The following is a 20,422-nucleotide window of genomic DNA, read 5'->3' on the forward strand; positions in this document are numbered from 1 at the left end:
CGGGCCCGGCCGCCATTCATAAATGCCGCAGGAGGCGCGCACGCCGATCCTGCCGGTCAGCGCCGCGCAGCGCGGCGGCTGGTGGTCGGTGCCGCGCATGCGGCACAGCGTGCCGTTGACTTCGACGGCGAGTCCGGCCGGCACGCGGCCGCCCTGGTCGTCGAGTTCCTGCTCGGCGAAGTCGACGCGGAAGCTCGCACAGCAGGCGCCGCACGCGAGGCAGGGGTGGACGTTGCGGGGATCGTTCATGGCGGTCAACGGATGGAAGGAATTGACGTTAAAGCATTACTGTAATTGAATACAGTGAAACTCAACTTCCGGAGAACGACCCATGGAAATGCAGACCGCACGCCAGATCATCGACACCCTTGCCCAGGGCATCCACCCCGTGACCGGCGAGGCCATGCCGGAAGACAGCCCGTACAACGCGCCGCCCGTGATCCGCGCGCTCTTCGCGGTGTCGCAGGCGCTGGAGGCGACGCCCAAGGCGCCGCCGCCGGCGGCCCGGGCGCCCGCGCCGCAGAATGCGGGCAAGCCCTGGTCGGAGGACGACGATGCGACCCTGCTGGCGGCCTTCGACCGGGGCGACGACCTGCGCACGATTGCCGAGGCGCTGGCCCGCACGAAATTCGGGGTCGAGCAGCGCCTGGTCAAGCTGGGTCGCATCGGCGCGCCCGTCGGCGGGGGACGCTACGGCGCAACCACGAGCGCGGCGAGCGCGGCGGGCGCGGCGGGCGCGCCAGCCTAGCCCACCCGCCCGAGCAGCAGGAACTCCATGAGCGCCTTCTGCACGTGCATTCGGTTCTCGGCCTCGTCCCACACCACCGACTGGGGGCCGTCGATCACGTCGGCCTCCACCTCTTCGCCGCGATGGGCGGGCAGGCAGTGCATGAAGAGCGCATCGGGCTTCGCGGCGCGCATCATCTCGGTGTCGACGCACCACTCGGCGAAGGCCGCGCGGCGCGCCTCGTTCTCGGCTTCGTAGCCCATGCTGGTCCACACGTCGGTGGTCACGAGGTCGGCGCCCCGGCAGGCTTCCATCGGGTCCTTGAACACCTTGTAGCTGTCGTTGCTGCGCAGGCCCGCCACGGAATGATCGACGCCGTAGCCGCTGGGCGTGCTCACATGCACGGTGAACCCGAGCAGCTCCGCGGCCTGCAGCCAGGTGTTGGCCATGTTGTTGCCGTCGCCCACCCACGCGACGACCTTGCCCCGGATCGAGCCGCGGTGCTCGATGAAGGTGAAGATGTCCGCCAGGATCTGGCAGGGGTGGAATTCGTTCGTGAGGCCGTTGATCACCGGCACGCGCGAATACTCGGCGAAGCGGTCGATGCGTTCCTGGCCGAAGGTGCGGATCATCACGATGTCGACCATGCGGCTGATGACGCGCGCCGTGTCCTCGATCGGCTCAGAGCGCCCGAGCTGGCTGTCGCCGGTGGTGAGGTTCACCACCGAGCCGCCGAGCTGGTACATGCCCGCCTCGAAGCTCACGCGCGTGCGCGTCGACGCCTTCTCGAAGATCATCGCGAGCGTGCGGTCGGCCAGCGGATGGTACTTCTCGTAGTTCTTGAACTTCTTCTTGATGGCCGCGGCGCGCGCGAAAATCCATTCGTGCTCGTCGGCGCTCAGGTCGCCGAACTGCAGGAAGTGCCGGATCGCTCCCATGGTCACTCCGCCAGCAGGTTCTTGACGAGCGGCGCGAGGATGGCGACCACCTCGTCGGCCTGCGCCTCGGTCATGATGAGCGGCGGCAGCAGGCGGATCACGTTGTCGGCGGTGACGCTGATGAGCAAGCCCGCGTCGGCCGCGCGTTGCGTGAGCACGTTGCAGTTCCTCGACAGCTCCACGCCGAGCATGAGGCCCTGGCCGCGAATCTCGACCACGCCCTGAAGGCCGCCGATCTCGCGCGCGAGCGCGCCCTTGAGATGCGCGCCGACGCGCGAGGCGTTGTCGACCAGGCCGTCCTCTTCCATGATGCGGATCGTCTCCACGCCCGCCCGCATGGCGAGCGGATTGCCGCCGAATGTCGTGCCGTGGTTGCCCGGCTGGAACACGTTCGCGGCGCGCGGCCCGGCGACCACGGCGGCGATGGGCACGCCGGAGCCGAGGCCCTTGGCCAGCGGCATCACGTCGGGCACGATGCCGGCCCACTGGTGCGCGAACCACTTGCCGGTGCGGCCCATGCCGCACTGCACCTCGTCGATCATGAGGAGCCAGTCCTTCATGTCGCACAGCTCGCGCACCTTCTGGAGGTAGTCGATGCGCATGGGGTTGATGCCGCCTTCGCCCTGGATGGTCTCGAAGAACACGGCCACCACGTTCGGGTTGTCCTGCGTCGCGGCCTTGAGCGCGTCGATGTCGTTGAGCGGCACGCGGATGAAGCCCTCGACGAGCGGACCGAAGCCCTTCTGCACCTTGTCGTTGCCGGTGGCCGACAGCGTGGCGATGCTGCGCCCGTGGAAGGCCTTCTCGTAGACGACGATCTCGGGCCGCTCGATGCCCTTGTCGTGCCCGAACTTGCGCGCGAGCTTGATCGCCGCTTCGTTGGCCTCGAGTCCGGTCGAACCGAAGAACACGTTCGTCATGCCCGACAGCTCCACCAGCTTCGCCGCCAGCTTCTCCTGGTTGGGCACGTGGTAGTAGTTGCAGCTGTGGATGATCTTGGACACCTGCTCCTGCAGCGCCGGCACGAGCTTCGGGTGGTTGTGGCCAAGCGTATTGACGGCGATGCCGGCCAGGGCGTCGAGATAGCGCTTGCCCTCGGTGTCCCACACGTAGACGCCGTCGCCGCGCTCCAGCGCGATGGGCAGGCGGCCATAGGTGTTCATGGTGTGGGGCGAAGCCGCGGTATGCGCCATGTCGTGATTCCTCGTTGCTGCGACAAATGAAAACGGCTCAACGCGATGTGAGCCGTCGAGACGCGATTTTAGGCACAGCGCTTGCTGCGCTTGGTTGACAATTCCGCATGACTGCGATGCGCCTCGCGTTCCAGGTGCAGGTCTTATATAAGATAGAATACTTGTGCATCGCACAATGGCCACCCGCGTCCCCAAGCAAGTCTTCATCCAGGGCATCACCCGGGACGGCAAGGCGTTCCGCCCGAGCGACTGGGCCGAGCGGCTGGCGGGCGTCATGAGCCCGTTTCGCCCCGGCGGCGCCCGGCCGGGCAGCCACCTCAGCTATTCCCCCTGGTGCATTCCCACCGTCATCAATGGCGTGAAGTGCGTGATCGTCGATGGCGAGCTGCGCGATTTCGAGCCCATGGCCTGGGACTTCTGCATGAACTTCGCGAAGGACAACGAGCTGGAGGTGGGGGAGGCGTGTCTGTTGCCGGAGGAGAAGCACAAATAAGAAAACCGCCCGGAGGCGGTTTTCACTTTGCTGCGCAGCGCACCCGATTCAAACGGCGGAGTCGGGGGACTCCGGGCGAAGCCTGATGTCGATCAGGCTGCTGCGGGGGCGGCCAGGCTCTTGACCCGGGCCGAAAGGCGGCTCTTGTCGCGAGCGGCCTTGTTCTTGTGGAAAATGCCCTTGTCGGCCACGGTGTCGACGATCGACTGCGCCTTGGCGAAGAGCTCCGTGGCCTTGGCCTTGTCGCCGGCGGCAACGGCCTTTTCCACGTTCTTGACGGCGGTGCGGTACTTGGAACGCAGCGAGGTGTTCGCGGCGTTCAGCTTCACGTCCTGGCGCGCACGCTTGCGGCCCGACGCGAGGCGGGGGTTCTTTTTCTTGGGCTTTCCAGATGCCATGATGGGTTCCTTCGGTGTCTGAGGATGATGCGCAGCAAAGCCCTCCATTCTAGCGCAGGCCTTAAACTGCCGCCGGTGAGCCTTTTCAAAGCCGCCTCCACCGTCTCCCTGCTGACCCTGGCGTCCCGCGTCACGGGGCTCGTGCGCGACCTGCTCATGGCCGCAATGTTCGGGGCCAGCGCGCTGACCGACGCCTTCAACGTCGCCTTCCGCATCCCCAATCTGTTCCGGCGGCTCTTCGCCGAGGGCGCCTTCAGCCAGGCGTTCGTGCCGTCGCTCGCGCAAGCGCGCGAACGCGACGGCGACGCGGCGACGAAGCGGCTGGTCGATGCGGTCGGCACCGTGCTCTTCTGGGTACTGCTGGTCACCTGCATCGTCGGCGTCGTGGCTTCGCCCCTGCTCGTGTGGGCGCTGGCCAGCGGCCTCAGGCAGCAGGCCGGCGCATTCGACGCGGCCGTGCTCATGACCCGCTGGATGTTCCCCTACATCGGCTTCATGTCGCTCGTGGCGCTCGCGGCCGGCATCCTGAACACCTGGAAGCGCTTCGCCGTCCCTGCCGCGACGCCCGTGTTGCTGAACGTCTGCATGATCGCCGCCGCATTTTTCGGCGCGCCGTGGTTCAAGTCGATGGGCATCGAGCCGATCTACGCCATGGCCGCGGGCGTGATGGCCGGCGGCGTGCTGCAGCTTGCCGTGCAGTTGCCGGCCTTGCGGACGATCGGCATGTTCCCGCGCATCGGATTTCGCCCCGGCGCGATCCGCGAAGCATGGCGCGACGTCGGCGTGCGCGAGGTGCTGTCGCTCATGGCGCCGGCCCTGCTCGGCGTGGGGGTCGCGCAGATTTCCCTGCTCATCAATACGCAGATCGCTTCCCACCTCGCCCCGGGCAGCGTCACCTGGCTTTTCTATGCGGACCGCCTGATGGAGTTCCCGACGGCGCTTCTCGGGGTCGCGCTCGGCGTGGTGCTGATGCCGCAGCTTGCGGCGGCGAAGGCCGCGCTGGACGCCGCGCGCTATTCCGCGATGCTCGACTGGGGCCTGCGCCTCGTGGTCCTGCTCGCCCTCCCTTCGGCCGTCGCGCTCCTGGTGTTCGCCAAGCCGCTGGTGGCGACCCTGTTCCACTACGGCGCGTTCAAGGACAGCGACGTGGCGCGCGTCGCCGCCGCGCTGGCCGCCTATGGCACGGGCCTGGTCGGCCTGGTCGCCATCAAGGTGCTCGCGCCCGGGTACTACGCGAGCCAGGACATGAAGACGCCCGTGCGCATCGCCATCGCGGTGCTCGTGATGACGCAGCTGCTCAACATCGTGCTGGTGCCCCGGCTGGCGCACACCGGCCTGGCGCTGTCGATCAGCCTGGGGGCGCTGCTCAACGCCGGGTGGCTGCTCGTGGGCCTCGTGCGTCGCGGCGCCTACCGGCCGACGCCGGGGTGGGGACTGTTCCTGCTGCAGGTGTTCGCGGGGTGCGCGCTGCTCGCCGTGTTCCTGATGTGGGCCGATGGCGCGTTTCCGTGGCTGGCATGGAACGCCGAGAAGCTGCTGCGCGCGGGCGTCCTGGCGGCGGTGCTCGGCGGCGCGGCCGTGCTGTATTTCGGCGCGCTCGCGGCGGCGGGGCTGCGGCTGAGGCAATTCGTCACGCGCTGATGCGTGGCATTCACGCGCCAGCGCTTGACGGCATCTGGCCCGTCCATTAAAAAACACGCATGCAGTTGCAATTCGCCGCGCCGACGCCTTTGGAGTACTTCCGGTCGCTGGTGCGAAGCGACGACCATTTCCCGTTGCTCGAAACGGCGGCGAGCCTCGCGCAGGACGAGTATCCGGACCTCGACATCCAGCAGGTCCTGGGCGACGTCGACCAGCTGCTCGCGCGGCTGAAGCGCCGCATTCCGGCCGACGCCGCGCCGCTGCAGCGCCTGCGCACGCTCAACCAGTTCTTCTTCCGCGACCTCGGCTTCGGCGGCAACGTCAACGACTATTGCGACCCGGACAACAGCCACCTGAACGTGGTGCTGCGCACGCGGCGCGGCATCCAGATCTCGCTGGCCGTGCTCTGGATGGAAATCGCACAGGGCATCGGGCTGCACGCGCGCGGCGTGTGCTTTCCCGGGCACTTCATGGTCAAGGTTAACCTGCCGAAGGGTCAGGTGGTCATCGATCCGTTCACCGGCCAGTCGCTCTCGCGCGAGGAGCTGTCCGAGCGGCTCGAGCCGTACAAGCGCCGCAGCGGCCTGGTCGACGAGTTCGAGGTGCCCCTGGGCCTGTACCTGCAGGCCGCGCCGCCGCGCGACATCATCGCGCGCATGCTGCGCAACCTGAAGGAGATCCACCGCGCCCAGGAGGACTGGCAGCGGCTGATCGCCGTGCAGAACCGGCTGCTCGTGCTGCTGCCCGAAGCCTGGTCGGAGTATCGCGACCGCGGGCTCGCGCATGCGGAGCAGGGCCACGACGAGAAGGCGGTGGACGACCTCGAGACCTACCTCGTCCATGCGCAGGACGCGCTCGACATCGACACGATCGCCGACCGCGTGGCGGGGCTGCGCCGCGCGCGGCACTGAGCGCGGCCCGCCCTCAGCGGCGCAGGAATCCCGGAATCTGCCCCGTCTGTCCCGGCGTCGCCGGGCGCGCCAGCGACGGCTCCCTGGGCGCCACTTTCACGGGCGACAGCGGTTTCGCCGCCGACAGCACGTTCAGGCGCGCCCCGGGCACGAGCGCCTCCTGCTTGGGCATGAGGGGCTGGGCCCGCGATCCCGGAATGCGCGCGGGCGGCCGCGAGGCCGGCGCATCGTTCGCGGCCACGGGCGGATTGACAAGCGGCTGCAGCCAGTCGAGGATCGGCTGCCATTGCGCCAGGTCCGTCGCGGCGACGGAGGCGGGCAGGTCGAAGATCGTCAGCCCTTTCTCGAGGCTCCTCACGTAGAGCTGCGTCTCTCGCAGGACGCCGAGCAAGGGCACGTCCAGCCCGGCGGACCACTGCCGGATGACTTCCGCCGCGTTCGTGCGGCCGTCCACCCGCATGCCGACCGTGGCCAGCCGGCAGCGGCCGTTGGACACGCGCGGCAGCGTCATGAGTTCGGCATGGCAGGCCGCGGCCGACTCGCGGTCGAACACCGACGCGCACACCGGCATGACGATGGCATCCGCGAACATGACGATGCGGGCCAGCTCGAAGCCGTGCAGGCCGCCGGGCGTGTCGAGCACCACGTGGCTGATGCCCGTCGGCACCCGCAGCATGTTCTTCTGGTCGAGCGCCCAGGGCGCGATGGAGGGCAGCTCGGGCGGCCGGCGGCGCAGCCAGCCGCGGCTCGATTGCTGGCGGTCCACGTCGCCCAGCATCACGGCATGCCCCTGCCGCGCGCACCACGCCGCGACATGGGCGGCAAAGGTGCTCTTGCCGCTGCCGCCCTTGCGGTTGACGACTGCGATCACGGGCATGGAAGGGTGCTTTCGGGACGCGGAAGGGACGTCAAGTCTGGACCCATTGCACTGCGATGTCCATCCCATGTGCGCGCCATGCTCGGATTTTTGTAGCAAAAGAGCCACCCCGGCGCCAGGGGCGAGCCGGGAGGCCATCCCCCCGAACGGCGATAATTTGGGGATGAGCGCGAAAGCTGGCCCGAGCGGCACCCTGAGCTACGAACAATCGGGCGTCAACTACGACCTGATCGATCCCCTGAAGGTGGCGGCCCAGCGCGCCGCCGCCGCGACCGCCGTCCACCTGGCCGCGCATGGATTTTCCGAGGTCAAGGCCTCGCGGGGCGAATCGGCCTACGTCGTGGACGTGGGGCCGTTCTACCTCGCCTCCATCGTCGAATGCCTCGGCTCCAAGTCGCTGGTGGCCGACGAGATGCACAGGCTCACGGGCAGGACCTGGTACGACGCGATCGCGCAGGACACGATCGCGATGGCGATCAACGACCTCATCACCGTCGGCGCGACGCCGCTGATCGTGCAGGCCTACTGGGCGGCGGGCGGCTCCGACTGGTTCGGCGACGCTCAGCGCGCGCAGGCGCTCGTCGAAGGCTGGAAGCGCGCCTGCGATACCTGCGGCGTGGCCTGGGGCGGCGGCGAGACCCCGGCGCTCGCCGGCATCGTCGAGGGCGGACGCATCGACCTCGCGGCGTCCTGCACCGGCCTCGTCAACCCGAAGGAGCGGCTCTCGGTGGGCGACGCGCTCGCGCCGGGCGACGCCATCGTGCTGCTCGCCTCGAGCGGCATCCATGCCAATGGCCTGAGCCTCGCGCGCAAGCTCGTCGAGCGGCTGCCGCAGGGGTATCTGACGCCGCTGGACGACGGCACGCCGTACGGCGAGGCGCTGCTCGCGCCGACGCTGCTGTATTCGCCCGTGACCGAGGCGCTGTACAAGGCTGGCATCGCACCGCGCTACTGCGCCAACATCACCGGCCACGGCTGGCGAAAGCTGCTGCGGCATCCGGCGCAGCACACCTACCGCATCGAGCGGGTGCCGCCGGTCACGCCGGTACTGCAGTTCATCCAGCGGCATGCGGCGCAGGACGACCGCGAGGCGTACAGCACCTTCAACATGGGCGCGGGCTTCGCCCTGTTCGTCAAGCCGGAGGAAGCGGACCGGACGGTGCAGGTCGCGCAGGCGCAGGGCATCGACGCGATCGTCGCGGGGCGCGTGGAGGCGGGGCCAAAGCAGCTTCTCATCGAGCCGCTGAACATCCGCTTCGGCGACGAAGACCTTCAGCTTCGATGAGGACGCGTCCCCGAAGCGCCCCCGGCCGGCGCCGAGTCCGCCCCTAGGTCCGTTCCAGACATGCAGTTCACTCCGACGCAGAAACGCGTGACCGCCTGGGTGCTGCTCGCGCTGGTGGCGCTGCTCGCCCTGCGGGCGCTCGGGCCGGTGCTCACGCCCTTCGTGGTCGCGGCGGTCTTCGCGTATGCCCTGACGCCGGTCGTCGACCGGCTCGACGAACTGTGGGGCGGCCGCATGCCTCGCCTGGCGGCCGTGATCATCGTCGAGTTGCTCTTCCTCCTCGCGCTGGCCTGCGTCGTGCTGCTGATCGTGCCGGTCCTCGCGAAGGAGATTCCGCTGATCCGCGAGCAGATGCCGGCGCTGCTCGACCGGCTGCAGGCGACCGTCTCCCCCTGGCTCGAGCAGTTCGGCATCAACGTCACGTTCGACCTCGCCACGCTCAAGGCGCGCATGGCCAGCTACCTCAACCAGAACTGGGACGACGCCTTTCCCTCGCTGCTGTCCTCGCTCAAGCTCGGGGGCAGCGTCGCGCTCACGCTGATCGGCAACGTGGTGCTGATTCCCGTCGCGCTGTTCTACCTGCTGCTGGACTGGAAGATCGTGGTGTCCAAGGTGCTCGAACTCGTGCCGCCGCGCATGCGGCCCGGCTTCGATGCCTTCACGGGCGAAGCGGACGGCGTGCTCGGCCAGTACCTGCGCGGACAGTTGCTGGTGATGTTGACGATGGCGATGTACTACAGCATCGGCCTCGCACTCTTCGGCCTCGACCTCGCCCTGCCGATCGGCGTGTTCACGGGGCTTGCCATGTTCGTGCCCTACGTCGGCTTCGGCATCGGCCTCGTGCTGGCGCTGCTCGCCGGCCTGCTGGAGTTCGCCTCCGCGAAGGCGTTTGTCATGGTGGCCGCGGTGTACGGCAGCGGCCAGCTCCTGGAGAGTCTCGTCATCACACCGAGGTTCGTCGGCGAGCGCATCGGACTGCATCCGCTCGCGGTCATCTTCGCGCTGCTCGCCTTCGGCCAGCTGTTCGGCTTCGTCGGCGTGCTGGTCGCCTTGCCCGCCAGCGCCGTGCTGCTCGTCGCGATCCGCCGCGCGCGCGCCGGCTACTTCGGCAGCCAGCTCTACCACTCGTGATGAAGCAGCTCGCGCTCGACATCGGACTGGCGCGCGCGCCGACGCTCGCGGGCTATCTCGCCGGCCCGAACGAGGCCGCATGGCGGCACCTGCAGCTGTGGGCCGGCAGCCCGACGCGCTCGCCGGTGCCCACCTACCTCTGGGGCGCGAGCGGCAGCGGCAAGACGCACCTGCTCGAGGCCGTGCGGGAGGCCTTGCGCGAACAGGGCGCGAGCTGCGGATGGCTCGACCCCGGCATCGCGCAGCCACCCGATTTCGACGAGCGCTGGGCCGTGGTGCTGCTCGACGACGTGCAGCTCTACACCGCCGTGCAGCAGCACGCGGCCTTCAGCTGGTTCGTGCAGTCGCAGGCGCTGCAGCGCGGCGTGCTGGCCGCGGGCGCGTCGCCGCCGGCCGCCCTGAAGCTGCGCGAGGATCTGCGCACGCGGCTCGGCTGGGGGCACGTCTTCCAGCTGCAGGCGCTTTCGGAGCCCGAGCGCCGCGCGGTGCTGCGGCAGGCGGCCGATGCGCGCGGCGTGTTCCTGTCCGACGAGGTGATGGACTTCATCCTCACCCGCTTCTCGCGCGATCTCGGCAGCCTCATGCAGCTGCTCGACCATCTCGATGCGTATGCGCTGCAGACGCAGCGCGCGATCACGATCCCCCTCGTCAAGGCCATGCTGGAAAGTGCCTGAAATGACCCACCCCCGACGCACGCGGCTGGCGCTGTTCGACCTCGACCACACGCTGCTGCCGATCGACTCCGACTACGAGTGGGGCGAGTTCACGCAGGCCATCGGCTGGACCGATCCGGTCGAATTCAAGCGCCGCAACGACGCGTTCTACGCGCACTACCAGGCCGGCACGCTCGACGTCCACGATTACGTGCGCTTCGCGACCGAGGCCGTTCGCCTGCGCGGGCCGCAGGCGGCGGCCGAGGCGCACGAGCGCTTCATGCGCGAGGTGATCCGCCCCGCCATGCACGAGACAGCGCACGCGCTGCTGCGCACGCACCGCGAGGCGGGCGACACCGTCGTGATCGTCACGGCCACCAACGAATTCGTCACGCGGCCCATCGCGCAGGCGTTCGGCGTGGAGGAGCTGATCGCCGTCGAGCTCGAGCGCGATGCCTCGGGCTGGATCACGGGCGAGATCTCGGGCACGCCGTCCATGCGCGAGGGCAAGGTGGTCCGCGTCGGCCACTGGCTGGCGGCGCGCGGCCTCGACTGGAGCGACGTCGAGACGACCTTCTATTCCGACTCCACCAACGACATCCCCCTGCTCGAGCGCGCCGACCATCCGGTCGCCACCAATCCCGACCCCCGCCTGCGCGCCCTCGCGGCGGAGCGGGGCTGGCGCATACTCGACCTGTTCAGCGAGACAGAATGATCAAGAAATTCATCGACAAGCTGCTCGGCACCGGGCCGAAGCCGAAATTCGGCAAACGGCAGGAAGTCGGGCCCGACGAGCACGGCATCGATCCGTCGCTCGTCGACGAGCGCGCGCTCAACGTCGTGCATACCCTCAAGGAAGCGGGCTTCGAGGCCTACATCGTGGGCGGCGCGGTGCGCGACCTCCTGCTCGGCCTGCGGCCCAAGGACTTCGACGTCGCGACCAACGCCACGCCCGAGGAGGTGAAGAGCCGCTTCCGGCGCGCCTTCATCATCGGCCGGCGCTTCCGCATCGTCCACGTGGTCTACGGGCGCGGGCGCGAGCACGAGGTGATCGAGGTCTCGACCTTCCGGGCCTACCTCGACAGCGCCCAGGCCGAGGCCGTCTCCGGCAATGAGCGCACGAGCAAGAGCGAGCTCGCGGGCATGACGCATGCGGTCGATGCGTCCGGCCGCGTGCTGCGCGACAACGTCTGGGGCCCGCAGGAGGAAGACGCCGCACGGCGCGACTTCACGATCAACGGGCTGTACTACGACCCCGAGCGCCGCATCGTCGTGGACTATCACGGCGGCATCAAGGACGCCAAGAAGCGGGTGATCCGCATGATCGGCGACCCGGCCGCGCGCTTTCGCGAAGACCCGGTGCGCATCGTGCGCGCCGTGCGCTTCGTCGCCAAGCTGGCCGCGCTCGGCTTCAAGCTGGAGCCCAAGACCGCCGCGCCGCTGCGCTCGAGCCTCAAGCTGCTGGCCGACGTGCCGCAGAGCCGCCTGTTCGACGAAATGCTCAAGCTGCTGCAGACCGGGCATGCGATCGCGAGCATCGAACAGTTGCGTGCGCTCGACCTGCACGGCATCTATCCGCTGCTCGACGTGGTCGTCGAGCGCGCGGACGAGCCGCTGATCAAGGCCGCGCTGCTGGACACCGACCGCCGCTGCGGCGAAGGCAAGCCGGTCGCGCCGAGCTTCCTGCTCGCCTGCGTGCTGTGGCCCGACGTGCGCGAGGGCTGGGCGCGCAGGCTCGCCGACAAGCAGCATCCGTTTCCGGCGCTGCAGGATGCGATCGACAACGTGTTCGACGCGCGCATCGGCGACGTGTCGGGCCGCGGCAAGCTCGGCGCGGACATGCGCGAGATCTGGATGATGCAGCCGCGCTTCGAGAAGCGCACCGGCAACACGCCGTTCTCGCTGGTGGAGCAGCCGCGCTTTCGCGCCGCCTTCGACTTCATGCGCCTGCGCGCCGATGCGGGCGAGGTCGACGTGGTGCTCGCGGACTGGTGGCAGGAGTTCAGCATCGCGAGCGACGCGGTGCGCGAGGACCTGGTGGCGCAGTTGCGCGACGAGCAGCAGAAGCACCAGCGCCGCGTGCGCACGGTGCGGCCCGCGCCGAGCACGCCGCGCGCGGCGCAGGGGGAGCAGGCCGGGTCGCCGGAGCGGAGCGAGGATTCGCCGCCGGCGTCGCGGTCTTCGCGCACGCCGTCGTCGGGCGAAGGCGGGGATGCCGGCGAGCCCACGGGCGACGCACCGCGCAAGCGCCGCCGCCGCCGCCGCAAGCCGGCGGGCGATGGCTCCGCCGCCCCTCCCGCCGAATGAACAGTGCCTTTCGGGGTGAGGGCGGGTGCGCTACGGCCTGACATGACGGTCGCCTACGTCTCACTCGGCGCCAACCTCGGCGACGCGCAGTCCGCGATGCGCGATGCGCTGGTCGCGCTCGCCTCGCTTCCCGACACCGACCTGCTGCAATCGTCATCCCTCTACCGCACGGCGCCCGTCGACGCGACCGGGCCCGACTACCTCAACGCGGTCGCGCAACTGCACACCGCGCTCACGCCGTTCGAACTCCTGCGGCACCTGCAGCAGATCGAATCGGCGGCGGGTCGCGAGCGGCCCTACCGCAACGCGCCGCGCACGCTCGATCTCGACCTGCTGCTCTACGGCGAGGAGCACATCGCCAGCGACGCGCTCGCCGTGCCGCATCCGCGCATGTTCCAGCGCGCCTTCGTGCTGGTGCCGCTCGCGGAAATCGCGCCGGAACTCGTGACCCCGGAGCAGCTGGCGGCCGTCGCGTCGCAAGCCATCGAGCGGCTCTGAGCGCCTCCGGGCGCGCCTTGAACGTACCCGCCGCGGCATGACCTGCCGGGTAATTGCCGCGGCGTGGCGGCGTCCGCATCATGGGGACGGACCACAACGAAAGGAGCTTCCCATGACAGACACCGGCCTCATCGCCCTCGCGTGCGGCTTGATCATCGGCCTCGGCGCCATCGGCGCGTGCCTCGGCATCGGCACGATGGGCGGCCGCTTCATCGACGGCGCCGTGCGGCAGCCCGAGATGATGGAGCCGCTGCAGACGAAGATGTTCCTGCTCGCCGGCCTCATCGACGCCAACTTCCTCATCGGCGTCGGCGTCGCGATGATGTTCGTGTTCGCGAATCCCTTCGCGAAGTGAGCCGCCTCGCGAGAACGCGCGCGGCCCCCTACTGGGTGCTGCCGCGCTGCTTCACGACCTCGAGCTCGCTCACCGGCATCGCCTTGTTGCCCCAGGCGCCGCGGATGTAGGTCAGCAACGCCGCGGCATCCGCGTCGTTCAGCAGCATCGCGAACGGGGGCATGCCATGAGGGCGCGGATTGCCCTGCGTCGACGGCGGATAGCCGCCGAACATGACGATCTGCACCAGGTTGGCCGTCGCCGGCAGCGTGACGGCGCGGTTGCCGGCGAGCGCGGGATACGCATCGCGCACGCCTTCGCCCCGGTCGCCGTGGCAGCTCGCGCAGTGATCGCCATAGAGCTTCTCGCCGCGCCGGGCGACGGGCTCGGCGGCCCGCGGAACTTCGCTCGGTGCGGCCTGCGTCGCCGCGACGGGCAGCGACTTCAGGAACACGGCCATCGCCTCGAGATCGCCGGCCGACAGGTGCTGCGTGCTGTTCAGCACGACCTCGGCCATCGGGCCCAGCACCGTGCCGCGCGGCGAGGCGCCGTCGCGCAGCAATTGCGCGATGTCGGCCACGGGCCAGTCCGCCACGCCCGCTTCGGTGGGCGAGGCGAGCGAAGGCGCATACCAGTTCTGCATCGGGATCAGGCCGCCGGAGAAGTCCATCAGGTCGGCGCTCGCGCCCAGTACGTTGCGCGCGGTGTGGCAGGCGCCGCAGTGGCCGAGCCCGCGAACGAGGTACGCGCCGCGGTTCCACGTATCGTCCTTCGCGGCAACGCGCTCGTACACGCCCGGACGGAAATACATCGCTCGCCACACCGCCAGCGCGGCCTGTGAGCTGTACGGCCAGCGCAGCTCGTGCGCGCGGTTGGCGCGCTTGACCGGGGGCAGGGTGCGCAGGTAGGCGTAGAGCGCGTCGGCGTCCGCGCGCGTCACTTCGGTGTAGTAGTTGTACGGGAACGCGGGCGAGAGCAGGCGGCCGTCGCGCGACTTGCCGTGGTGCAGCGCCCGCCAGAAGTCGGCGGGTGTCCATTCGCCGAGCCCGGTCTCGCGGTCCGGCGTGAGGTTACTCGCGAACACGGTGCCGAAGGGCGTGTGGATCGCACGGCCGCCCGCGTACGCCGCGCCGCCGCGCTCGGTGTGGCAGGTCATGCAGTTGCCGGCGCGCGCGAGGTACTCGCCGCGCTTCGCATCCGCCGCGGAAGGCGAAGCGGCTGCCGACTCCGCGTCGTCGCCCGGCGTTCTCACGCCGAGCGCCCACACCGCCGCCGCGAGCAGCGCGACGACCAGGACGACGCCTGCAAGAACCTTCCTCATGGCGCCTGCCTCCCCGCCGGCAGTGCGGCGCTGCCGCAGGCGACCGGCGCGGGTTTCGCGAGTGCCGCCACCGGCTTCGCAGCGGCCGGCACCGGCTGCGATGCGATCCAGCCGATCACCGCCTGCATGTCGTCGGCGCCCAGGCGGCGCGCGATGTCGGCCATGCAGTCCGGCGCATGCGCGCGCCGCTGGCCGGAGCGCCAGGCGCCCATCTGCGCGCTCAGGTAGTCGCGCGGCAGGCCGAGCAGCCCGGGCGTGTTCGGCAGCACGCCCGTGAGCGCGGCGCCGTGGCAGCTTGCGCACGCGGGCAGCCCGCGCAGCGCGTCGCCCTGCATCGCCAGCGCCTGCCCGCGCTCGAGCGCCGCGTTCGCGAGCGCGCTGCGCGGCGGCTGCGCATAGGGCAGGTCGAGACCCGCGAAGTGATTCGCGATCTCCAGCAGGTAGGCGTCGGACAGCGGATCGAGCAGCCGCGTCATCAACGCGTAATGCCGGCGGCCGTCGCGGAAGTTGAGCAGCTGGTTGTACAGGTAGCCGGCCGGCTTGCCGGCGATGCGCGGGTAGTAGCCGTCGGGGCCGGCGCGGCCTTCCTTGCCGTGGCAGATCGTGCAGGCCCGGGTGCGCTGCGCCATCGAGTCTTCGAACGCGGGCGCGGCCCCCGAGGAAAGCGCCGCGGCCGAAAGCGCGAGCGCGAGGAGGAAACGGAGCATGCGGCGACTATGCCACGCCGCGCAACACAGCCCGTTTCAAGTTTTGCGCGAACCACCGGCCGGTGCCTACACACGCACGAAGCGCCCTGCGCTACCTTGGCGGCATGAACCTCAATCGACGCAACCGAGCGCCCCGGGCGCAGGACGGCGCCGCCCGCACGCCGACGGGCCGCGACGAAGGAACCAACGCCACGCGCAAGCGGCCCGACCCGAGCGCGGAGCCCATTCCGGACGGGGAGCACAAGTACGTGCCTCGAAGCCCGTACCGCACGGGAAACCATTGAGCGCCTGGAAGGCCGCGAAGCGCGCGTCGCGCCCTCGCGGGAGCGGGCGGATCGGCCGGCGGCTGACCCCCGCGATGCGCACGGCTGTGCCATGATCGGCTGATGGCCAGCCTGCTTCTCCTGCTCGACGACATCGCGACCCTGCTCGACGATGTTTCGGTGATGACCAAGGTCGCCGCCAAGAAGACGGCCGGCGTCCTGGGCGACGACCTCGCGCTCAATGCGCAGCAGGTGAGCGGCGTCAGCGCCGACCGTGAGCTGCCCGTCGTCTGGGCCGTCGCCAAGGGTTCGATGGTCAACAAGGCGATCCTCGTGCCGGCCGCGCTCGCGATCAGCGCCGTGGCGCCGTGGGCGGTGACGCCGCTGCTCATGATCGGAGGCGCCTTCCTTTGCTACGAGGGCTTCGAGAAGCTCGCGCACCGCTTCCTCCATAGCAAGCAGGAGGACGAGGCGCATCACGAAGCGCTGGTGCGCGCCACGTCGGACCCGCAGGTCGACGTGGTCGCCGTCGAGAAGGAAAAGATCAAGGGTGCCATCCGCACCGATTTCATTCTCTCGGCCGAGATCATCGTGATCTCGCTGGGCACGGTGGCGCAGCAACCTTTCACGACCCAGCTCGCGGTGCTGGTCGGCATTTCCCTCATCATGACCATCGGCGTCTATGGACTGGTGGCCGGAATCGTGAAGCTGGATGACCTCGGCCTGTACCTCACGAAGCGCGCCACCGCGGCGGCGCAGGCCATCGGCCGCGGCATCCTCGTCGCCGCGCCCTGGCTGATGAAGACGCTCTCGGTCGCCGGCACCGCCGCCATGTTCCTCGTGGGCGGCGGCATTCTCGAGCACGGCATCCCCCCGCTGCACCACGCGGTGGAGTCGCTGTCGCACGGGTTCGGCAAAATGAGCTGGCTCGTGTCCATGATCGCGGACGCCATTGTCGGCATCGTGGCGGGCGGCCTCGTGCTGGCGGGCGTGACGCTCGGCAAGCGCGTCTTCGCGAGAACCAAAGCCGAGGCGTAGTTCGTCTCCTACGCGCGAATGCGCCCTCGCCGGATGAACCGTCCGGCCCCCTGACCGAACAATGGAAGCTCCACACAGCGGAGCCTTCCATCATGGACATCCAGCCCACGACGGCCATCCCCACCCCCATCGCCTTCGTCGAGGCGCCGCGTCCGGCCGACATGGACGGCGATTACGCCTTCGGCTTCGAATGCGCCGTGCCCATGCTGCAGATCGAGGCCTGGAACCAGGAAGTCTCGGGCGGCGACCCGCACTGAGGCGGCCCGCAAACGCGAGCGAGAACATGAAGGACACGTCCCGTCCCGGCGAAACGCCTTCCGGCAATTCGGAGTTCTGGATCGCCCTGCGCAACGGCGCGCTGATCGGCGTGGCCTTGCTCGCCGTCGTCGTGCCCGCGACATGGGTGATCCAGGCCAAGCGCCATGCGCCGCCGCCGGCCGTCGTGTCGAAGGCGCAACCCCCGGTTGTCACGGCGCCGCCTCTGGCCGTACCGGAAGCGGCCGCGCCTGCCGCGCCCGCACCCGATCCTCGCCCCCTGCGTCTTGCCGATTTCCGCGATGCGAAGCCGTCGAAGGATGCGACGCTCGTCGCGAACTGGGCCGTGTACACGCGCGACAACGGCGCGCGCTCCATCGTCGTCATCGACAAGAAGTTCGCGCGCGTCTACGTCTTCGGCCCCGAGGGCCGGCTGATCGGCGAGACGCCCGCCCTGCTGGGCTCGGCGGTCGGCGACCATACGGTTCCCGGCATCGGCGAGAAGCCGCTGGAGCAGGTGAAGCCCGACGAGAAGACCACGCCGGCCGGCCGCTTCATCGCGCAGCCGGGCAAGAACCTCAGCGGCGAAGACATCGTGTGGGTCGACTACGACGCGGCCGTGTCCATGCATCGCGTGCGGCCGACGAACAAGGCCGAGCGCCGGCTCGAGCGCCTGGCCTCCGCCACGCATGCGGACAACCGCATTTCATTCGGCTGCATCAACCTGCCCGTGAAGTTCTACGAAGGGGTGCTGAGTCCGAACGTCCGCGAGTCCGGTGCGGTGGTCTACGTGCTTCCTGAGGTGCGCACGCCCGAGGACGTATTCGGCGCCTGGGACGTGACCTCGCCGCTGCTGCAGGCCCGCCATGCGGAGAAGTTGAAGCAGGTGAGCGCCAAAGTCGACGTGCAGGCGGTGCGCGCACCGCGCCAGGACGTCGCGAGGCCCGAGCGCATCTGACATGCACCGCGTGCGCCGGCCGCGCGGTTTTACAAATTCACCTCTTGTTGCCCGACGGCCGCGCTTGCTAGGATGAGCCCTTCCTAAAACGGAGGGGGGCTCTGCGATGCGATCGTGGGCGAACACGGCGCACGCCGCCGTGCTTGGCGTGCTGCTGGCCGTGGCGGGTGGCTCGGCAGTGGCGGGCGCGCCAGCGCTTTCGCTTCAGGCGGAAGAGCTCTCCCAGCGGATCCTGCGCGGGCGAGACCACGCCGGCAAACCCTTCGCCATCGTCGACAAGCGACGCGCCCGCATGCACGTGTTCGACCGCCGGGGCAGGCTCGTCGCGTCCACCCCGGTCCTGCTCGGCGCCGCGCCGGGCGACCACATCGTGCCCGGCGTGGGCCTGCGCACCGAGCGCGGCGAAGTGCGCGAGGACGACATGACCACGCCCGCGGGCCGCTTCGTGTCCGGGCCCGGGCGCAACCACACCGGCGAGCACGTCGTGTGGGTCGACTACGAGAGCGCCTTCGCGATTCATCGCGTGCGGCCCGGCAGTTCCTTCAAGATGCGCGTCGACCGCCTCGCCACGCCGGGCGTGTACGACAAGCGCGTGTCGGCCGGCTGCGTGGTGGTGCCCGTCGCGTTCTACGAGAAAGTCGTGCAGCGCGTGCTCGGCCGGGGACCGGGCGTGGTCTACGTGATGCCCGAACGGATGTCGTCCCAAGGTCTGTTTCGCGAGTTGTGAGACGTAGGAGCAGGACCGACACGCGCCGACAGCGCCGGCCGACGCGCCACGCGTTGGCACCTGCCTATTCTTTGAAGCAACAGAAGTTGCTGTCACGCAGGTGCCGCATCAGGGAGCGAAAAGGCCGGGTTCGACCCGGCCTTTTCATTGGATGAATCTGCAAACGCGCGTCAGACGTCCTGCTGCCGCGTCTCGGCCACCAGGCAGCTGCCGATGCGCCAGGTGTCGTCGGCCTGGCGTTCGAGCGCGAAGAGCACCAGCCAGGTCTTCTCGTTGGCGTCTCTCAGCTGCACGAGCTGCATGACCTGACCGCGCTCGACCTCGGGCTTGAGGAAGTTCGCCGCGCTGTGCCGGTACACCATGGGGTAGGTGCTGCGCACGAGCTGCAGGAAGCGCTCCGCGCTCCCCACGTCCTGCCGCACCTCGGGCGTCGCCGTCTCGAAAGCGCGGTCGGCGTCGTCGGCCGTGAGCGCTGCGAGCTGCGCGGCGATCACGGTCTGCACCTTCAGCATGTCGGTGTCGGAGATGCCTTCGGCGCGTGCGCGCGACTGCATCGAAAAGGTGGCCAGCGCCATCGCGGCGAGGACCAGGAAGCGCATGATCATCGGGTTCATGGAGGCGATCTCGGTGCCGGGGGAAGAGGTGCATCCGCGGCAAGCAGCCGGGGCCCGCTGGACAATGTTCTGTGCTTTTCGCTTGCGGAGGCGGAAAGCTCGATACCTGTCGTTGTAGCGCGGGCCCGGCCGGCTTGAGATCGACTATGGCCGGCTCCGCGTGGCGCGCGCGCAGGGGCGGTGCCCGACCGCGTGTAGGCGGGGTTCAGGGCGCGTTGTGAGGCCGGGATGCGCCCGCTGGGCGCCGAGGCTCAGCCGAACAGCGCGTCGAAGCCGCCCTCGGGCTCGAAGCGGTTGTTGCGCGTATAGAGCCGCGTGGGCCCCGGCATCGCCCGCTCGCGCTCGGGATGGCCTTCGTCGCCGGGGTAGCAGGCGACGCGGTCGCCGTTCGGCTCGAACCACGTCACCGGCGCGATGCGCGGCGGCGGGCGCGTGCGCGCGAAGGCCATCGCGCTTTCGGCATCCGCATGCCGCGACAGCGCGGCCAGCGTCATGATCTGCGGCGGCGCGAGCGCGATGCGGTTGTCCCAGTACTCCTGCAGGGCCGCGCGCGGCGTGCGCCAGAGGCTCGCCACGGCCTCGTGGTCGTCGTGGTGCGCCACCTGGTCCCCCGGCACGCGCGCGATGAAGAAGCGCGCATCGAAACGCTTGCGAACCACGCCCGCGATGATCGGCGTGACCCAGCGCGACCAAGGCACGAGTCCGCCGACTTGGAGCCGCAGGCCGGCGGTCACTTCGTCGAAGCCGCGGCCTTCACGCAGCGACTTCCACGCGGCGTTGGCCCGATCGGGGCCGACATCGTCGGCAAACAGCACGCCCGTCTCTTCGAAGACCTCGCGAATGGCCGCCACGAAGACCGCCGCCGCCGTGCGCTCGTCCATCTCCGGCTCGCCCAGGGTCTTGTGCAGCGTGGCCGCATCGACGTCGAGCCGGCCGGTCAGTTCGGGGTCCTTGCGGTCGACCTTGCCGCCGGGGAACACGTAGGCGCCGCCCAGGACGTCGGACTGGCCGTGCCGCTCCAGCAGGAAGATCTCGAGGCCCTCGCGGCCGTCGCGCAACAGCACGACGGTGGCGGAGGGCAGCGGCGCCGGGTGTTGGAGTTCGGCATCGGATTTCATTCGTCGAGACTAGCAGAGCCCGGCCGTGGGGGCCG

Annotated in this window: 25 protein-coding genes; 16 read left to right on the plus strand and 9 right to left on the minus strand. The window is 69.6% G+C overall.

Annotated elements, in window-relative coordinates:
• Positions 1–249, minus strand: a 249-nt coding sequence (locus AB7E83_RS11630) for a YkgJ family cysteine cluster protein (protein WP_428569393.1), incomplete at its 3' end; no start/stop codon positions are given.
• Positions 250–331: 82 nt separating this feature from the next.
• Between AB7E83_RS11630 and AB7E83_RS11635 the strand changes: the two genes are divergently transcribed.
• Complete coding sequence (locus AB7E83_RS11635) at positions 332–748, plus strand: hypothetical protein (protein WP_428569396.1); 417 nt, start codon at positions 332–334, stop codon at positions 746–748.
• On the opposite strand, the gene argF is transcribed toward AB7E83_RS11635, so the two are convergent.
• Complete coding sequence (gene argF, locus AB7E83_RS11640; protein ID WP_428569399.1) at positions 745–1,665, minus strand: ornithine carbamoyltransferase; 921 nt, start codon at positions 1,663–1,665, stop codon at positions 745–747. The genes AB7E83_RS11635 and argF overlap by 4 nt on opposite strands.
• Before the next feature lie 2 nt (positions 1,666–1,667).
• On the minus strand, positions 1,668–2,858 hold the full coding sequence (locus tag AB7E83_RS11645; RefSeq protein ID WP_428569401.1) for an aspartate aminotransferase family protein: 1,191 nt from the start codon (positions 2,856–2,858) through the stop codon (positions 1,668–1,670).
• A 175-nt stretch (positions 2,859–3,033) separates the two neighbouring features.
• Here AB7E83_RS11645 and AB7E83_RS11650 point away from each other — a divergent pair, with 175 nt between their 5' ends.
• Positions 3,034–3,351 (plus strand): DUF3579 domain-containing protein, encoded by a 318-nt coding sequence (locus AB7E83_RS11650; protein ID WP_428569404.1) that lies wholly within the window; start codon positions 3,034–3,036, stop codon positions 3,349–3,351.
• 92 nt (positions 3,352–3,443) lie between these two features.
• Here the strand turns inward: AB7E83_RS11650 and rpsT are convergent, their stop codons facing one another.
• The gene (gene rpsT / locus AB7E83_RS11655) at positions 3,444–3,749 is read right to left on the minus strand and encodes a 30S ribosomal protein S20 (RefSeq protein ID WP_428569406.1); all 306 of its coding nucleotides are present in this window, start codon (positions 3,747–3,749) and stop codon (positions 3,444–3,446) included.
• 75 nt (positions 3,750–3,824) lie between these two features.
• On the opposite strand from rpsT, the gene murJ reads away from it, so the two are divergent.
• Together murJ and AB7E83_RS11665 are read left to right on the plus strand one after the other, a co-directional pair.
• Positions 3,825–5,390 (plus strand): murein biosynthesis integral membrane protein MurJ, encoded by a 1,566-nt coding sequence (gene murJ / locus AB7E83_RS11660; RefSeq protein ID WP_428569408.1) that lies wholly within the window; start codon positions 3,825–3,827, stop codon positions 5,388–5,390.
• Positions 5,391–5,449: 59 nt separating this feature from the next.
• A complete protein-coding gene (locus tag AB7E83_RS11665) occupies positions 5,450–6,301 on the plus strand; it encodes a SirB1 family protein (RefSeq protein WP_428569410.1) in 852 nt (283 codons plus the stop codon).
• A 13-nt stretch (positions 6,302–6,314) separates the two neighbouring features.
• On the opposite strand, the gene AB7E83_RS11670 is transcribed toward AB7E83_RS11665, so the two are convergent.
• On the minus strand, positions 6,315–7,178 hold the full coding sequence (locus AB7E83_RS11670; RefSeq protein ID WP_428569413.1) for a division plane positioning ATPase MipZ: 864 nt from the start codon (positions 7,176–7,178) through the stop codon (positions 6,315–6,317).
• Positions 7,179–7,341: 163 nt separating this feature from the next.
• On the opposite strand from AB7E83_RS11670, the gene AB7E83_RS11675 reads away from it, so the two are divergent.
• The 7 genes from AB7E83_RS11675 (at position 7,342) to atpE (ending at position 13,407) form a co-directional block, all read left to right on the plus strand.
• Complete coding sequence (locus AB7E83_RS11675; RefSeq protein WP_428569415.1) at positions 7,342–8,463, plus strand: AIR synthase-related protein; 1,122 nt, start codon at positions 7,342–7,344, stop codon at positions 8,461–8,463.
• 60 nt (positions 8,464–8,523) lie between these two features.
• Positions 8,524–9,594 (plus strand): AI-2E family transporter, encoded by a 1,071-nt coding sequence (locus AB7E83_RS11680; protein ID WP_428569417.1) that lies wholly within the window; start codon positions 8,524–8,526, stop codon positions 9,592–9,594.
• Positions 9,594–10,268, plus strand: coding sequence for a DnaA regulatory inactivator Hda (hda, locus tag AB7E83_RS11685; RefSeq protein ID WP_428569419.1), 675 nt, complete (start codon positions 9,594–9,596; stop codon positions 10,266–10,268). Before AB7E83_RS11680 ends, hda begins: the two co-directional genes overlap by 1 nt.
• Position 10,269: 1 nt before the next feature.
• Positions 10,270–10,962, plus strand: coding sequence for an HAD family hydrolase (locus AB7E83_RS11690; RefSeq protein WP_428569422.1), 693 nt, complete (start codon positions 10,270–10,272; stop codon positions 10,960–10,962).
• Positions 10,959–12,554 (plus strand): polynucleotide adenylyltransferase PcnB, encoded by a 1,596-nt coding sequence (pcnB, locus tag AB7E83_RS11695; protein WP_428569425.1) that lies wholly within the window; start codon positions 10,959–10,961, stop codon positions 12,552–12,554. The genes AB7E83_RS11690 and pcnB overlap by 4 nt, the downstream gene beginning before the upstream one ends.
• A gap of 42 nt (positions 12,555–12,596) precedes the next feature.
• On the plus strand, positions 12,597–13,052 hold the full coding sequence (gene folK, locus AB7E83_RS11700; RefSeq protein ID WP_428569427.1) for a 2-amino-4-hydroxy-6-hydroxymethyldihydropteridine diphosphokinase: 456 nt from the start codon (positions 12,597–12,599) through the stop codon (positions 13,050–13,052).
• Positions 13,053–13,164: 112 nt separating this feature from the next.
• Positions 13,165–13,407 (plus strand): F0F1 ATP synthase subunit C, encoded by a 243-nt coding sequence (gene atpE, locus AB7E83_RS11705; protein WP_428569429.1) that lies wholly within the window; start codon positions 13,165–13,167, stop codon positions 13,405–13,407.
• A 28-nt stretch (positions 13,408–13,435) separates the two neighbouring features.
• On the opposite strand, the gene AB7E83_RS11710 is transcribed toward atpE, so the two are convergent.
• Positions 13,436–14,707, minus strand: a complete 1,272-nt coding sequence (locus tag AB7E83_RS11710) for a c-type cytochrome (RefSeq protein ID WP_428569432.1) — start codon at positions 14,705–14,707, stop codon at positions 13,436–13,438.
• The gene (locus AB7E83_RS11715) at positions 14,704–15,414 is read right to left on the minus strand and encodes a c-type cytochrome (protein ID WP_428569435.1); all 711 of its coding nucleotides are present in this window, start codon (positions 15,412–15,414) and stop codon (positions 14,704–14,706) included. The genes AB7E83_RS11710 and AB7E83_RS11715 overlap by 4 nt, the downstream gene beginning before the upstream one ends.
• Positions 15,415–15,518: 104 nt before the next feature.
• Here AB7E83_RS11715 and AB7E83_RS11720 point away from each other — a divergent pair, with 104 nt between their 5' ends.
• The 5 genes from AB7E83_RS11720 to AB7E83_RS11740 all read left to right on the plus strand — a co-directional run bounded on the left by AB7E83_RS11720 (position 15,519) and on the right by AB7E83_RS11740 (position 18,655).
• Positions 15,519–15,698, plus strand: a complete 180-nt coding sequence (locus AB7E83_RS11720) for a hypothetical protein (RefSeq protein ID WP_428569438.1) — start codon at positions 15,519–15,521, stop codon at positions 15,696–15,698.
• 99 nt (positions 15,699–15,797) lie between these two features.
• Positions 15,798–16,715, plus strand: a complete 918-nt coding sequence (locus tag AB7E83_RS11725) for a DUF808 domain-containing protein (RefSeq protein WP_428569656.1) — start codon at positions 15,798–15,800, stop codon at positions 16,713–16,715.
• Positions 16,716–16,807: 92 nt separating this feature from the next.
• On the plus strand, positions 16,808–16,972 hold the full coding sequence (locus tag AB7E83_RS11730; protein ID WP_428569439.1) for a hypothetical protein: 165 nt from the start codon (positions 16,808–16,810) through the stop codon (positions 16,970–16,972).
• 26 nt (positions 16,973–16,998) lie between these two features.
• Positions 16,999–17,928, plus strand: a complete 930-nt coding sequence (locus AB7E83_RS11735) for a hypothetical protein (protein WP_428569442.1) — start codon at positions 16,999–17,001, stop codon at positions 17,926–17,928.
• A gap of 106 nt (positions 17,929–18,034) precedes the next feature.
• Complete coding sequence (locus AB7E83_RS11740) at positions 18,035–18,655, plus strand: L,D-transpeptidase (RefSeq protein WP_428569444.1); 621 nt, start codon at positions 18,035–18,037, stop codon at positions 18,653–18,655.
• A gap of 170 nt (positions 18,656–18,825) precedes the next feature.
• Here AB7E83_RS11740 and AB7E83_RS11745 read toward each other — a convergent pair whose 3' ends face one another.
• Both AB7E83_RS11745 and AB7E83_RS11750 read right to left on the minus strand, forming a co-directional pair.
• Positions 18,826–19,269 carry a DUF4864 domain-containing protein gene (locus AB7E83_RS11745; RefSeq protein WP_428569446.1) on the minus strand — a complete coding sequence of 148 codons (444 nt, stop codon included), beginning with the start codon at positions 19,267–19,269 and terminating at the stop codon, positions 18,826–18,828.
• A 251-nt stretch (positions 19,270–19,520) separates the two neighbouring features.
• Positions 19,521–20,387, minus strand: a complete 867-nt coding sequence (locus AB7E83_RS11750; RefSeq protein ID WP_428569449.1) for an NUDIX hydrolase — start codon at positions 20,385–20,387, stop codon at positions 19,521–19,523.
• Between the last annotated feature and the right edge of the window lie 35 nt (positions 20,388–20,422).

The sequence above is a fragment of the Ramlibacter sp. genome (genome assembly GCF_050250995.1).
Classification (GTDB): domain Bacteria; phylum Pseudomonadota; class Gammaproteobacteria; order Burkholderiales; family Burkholderiaceae_C; genus Ramlibacter.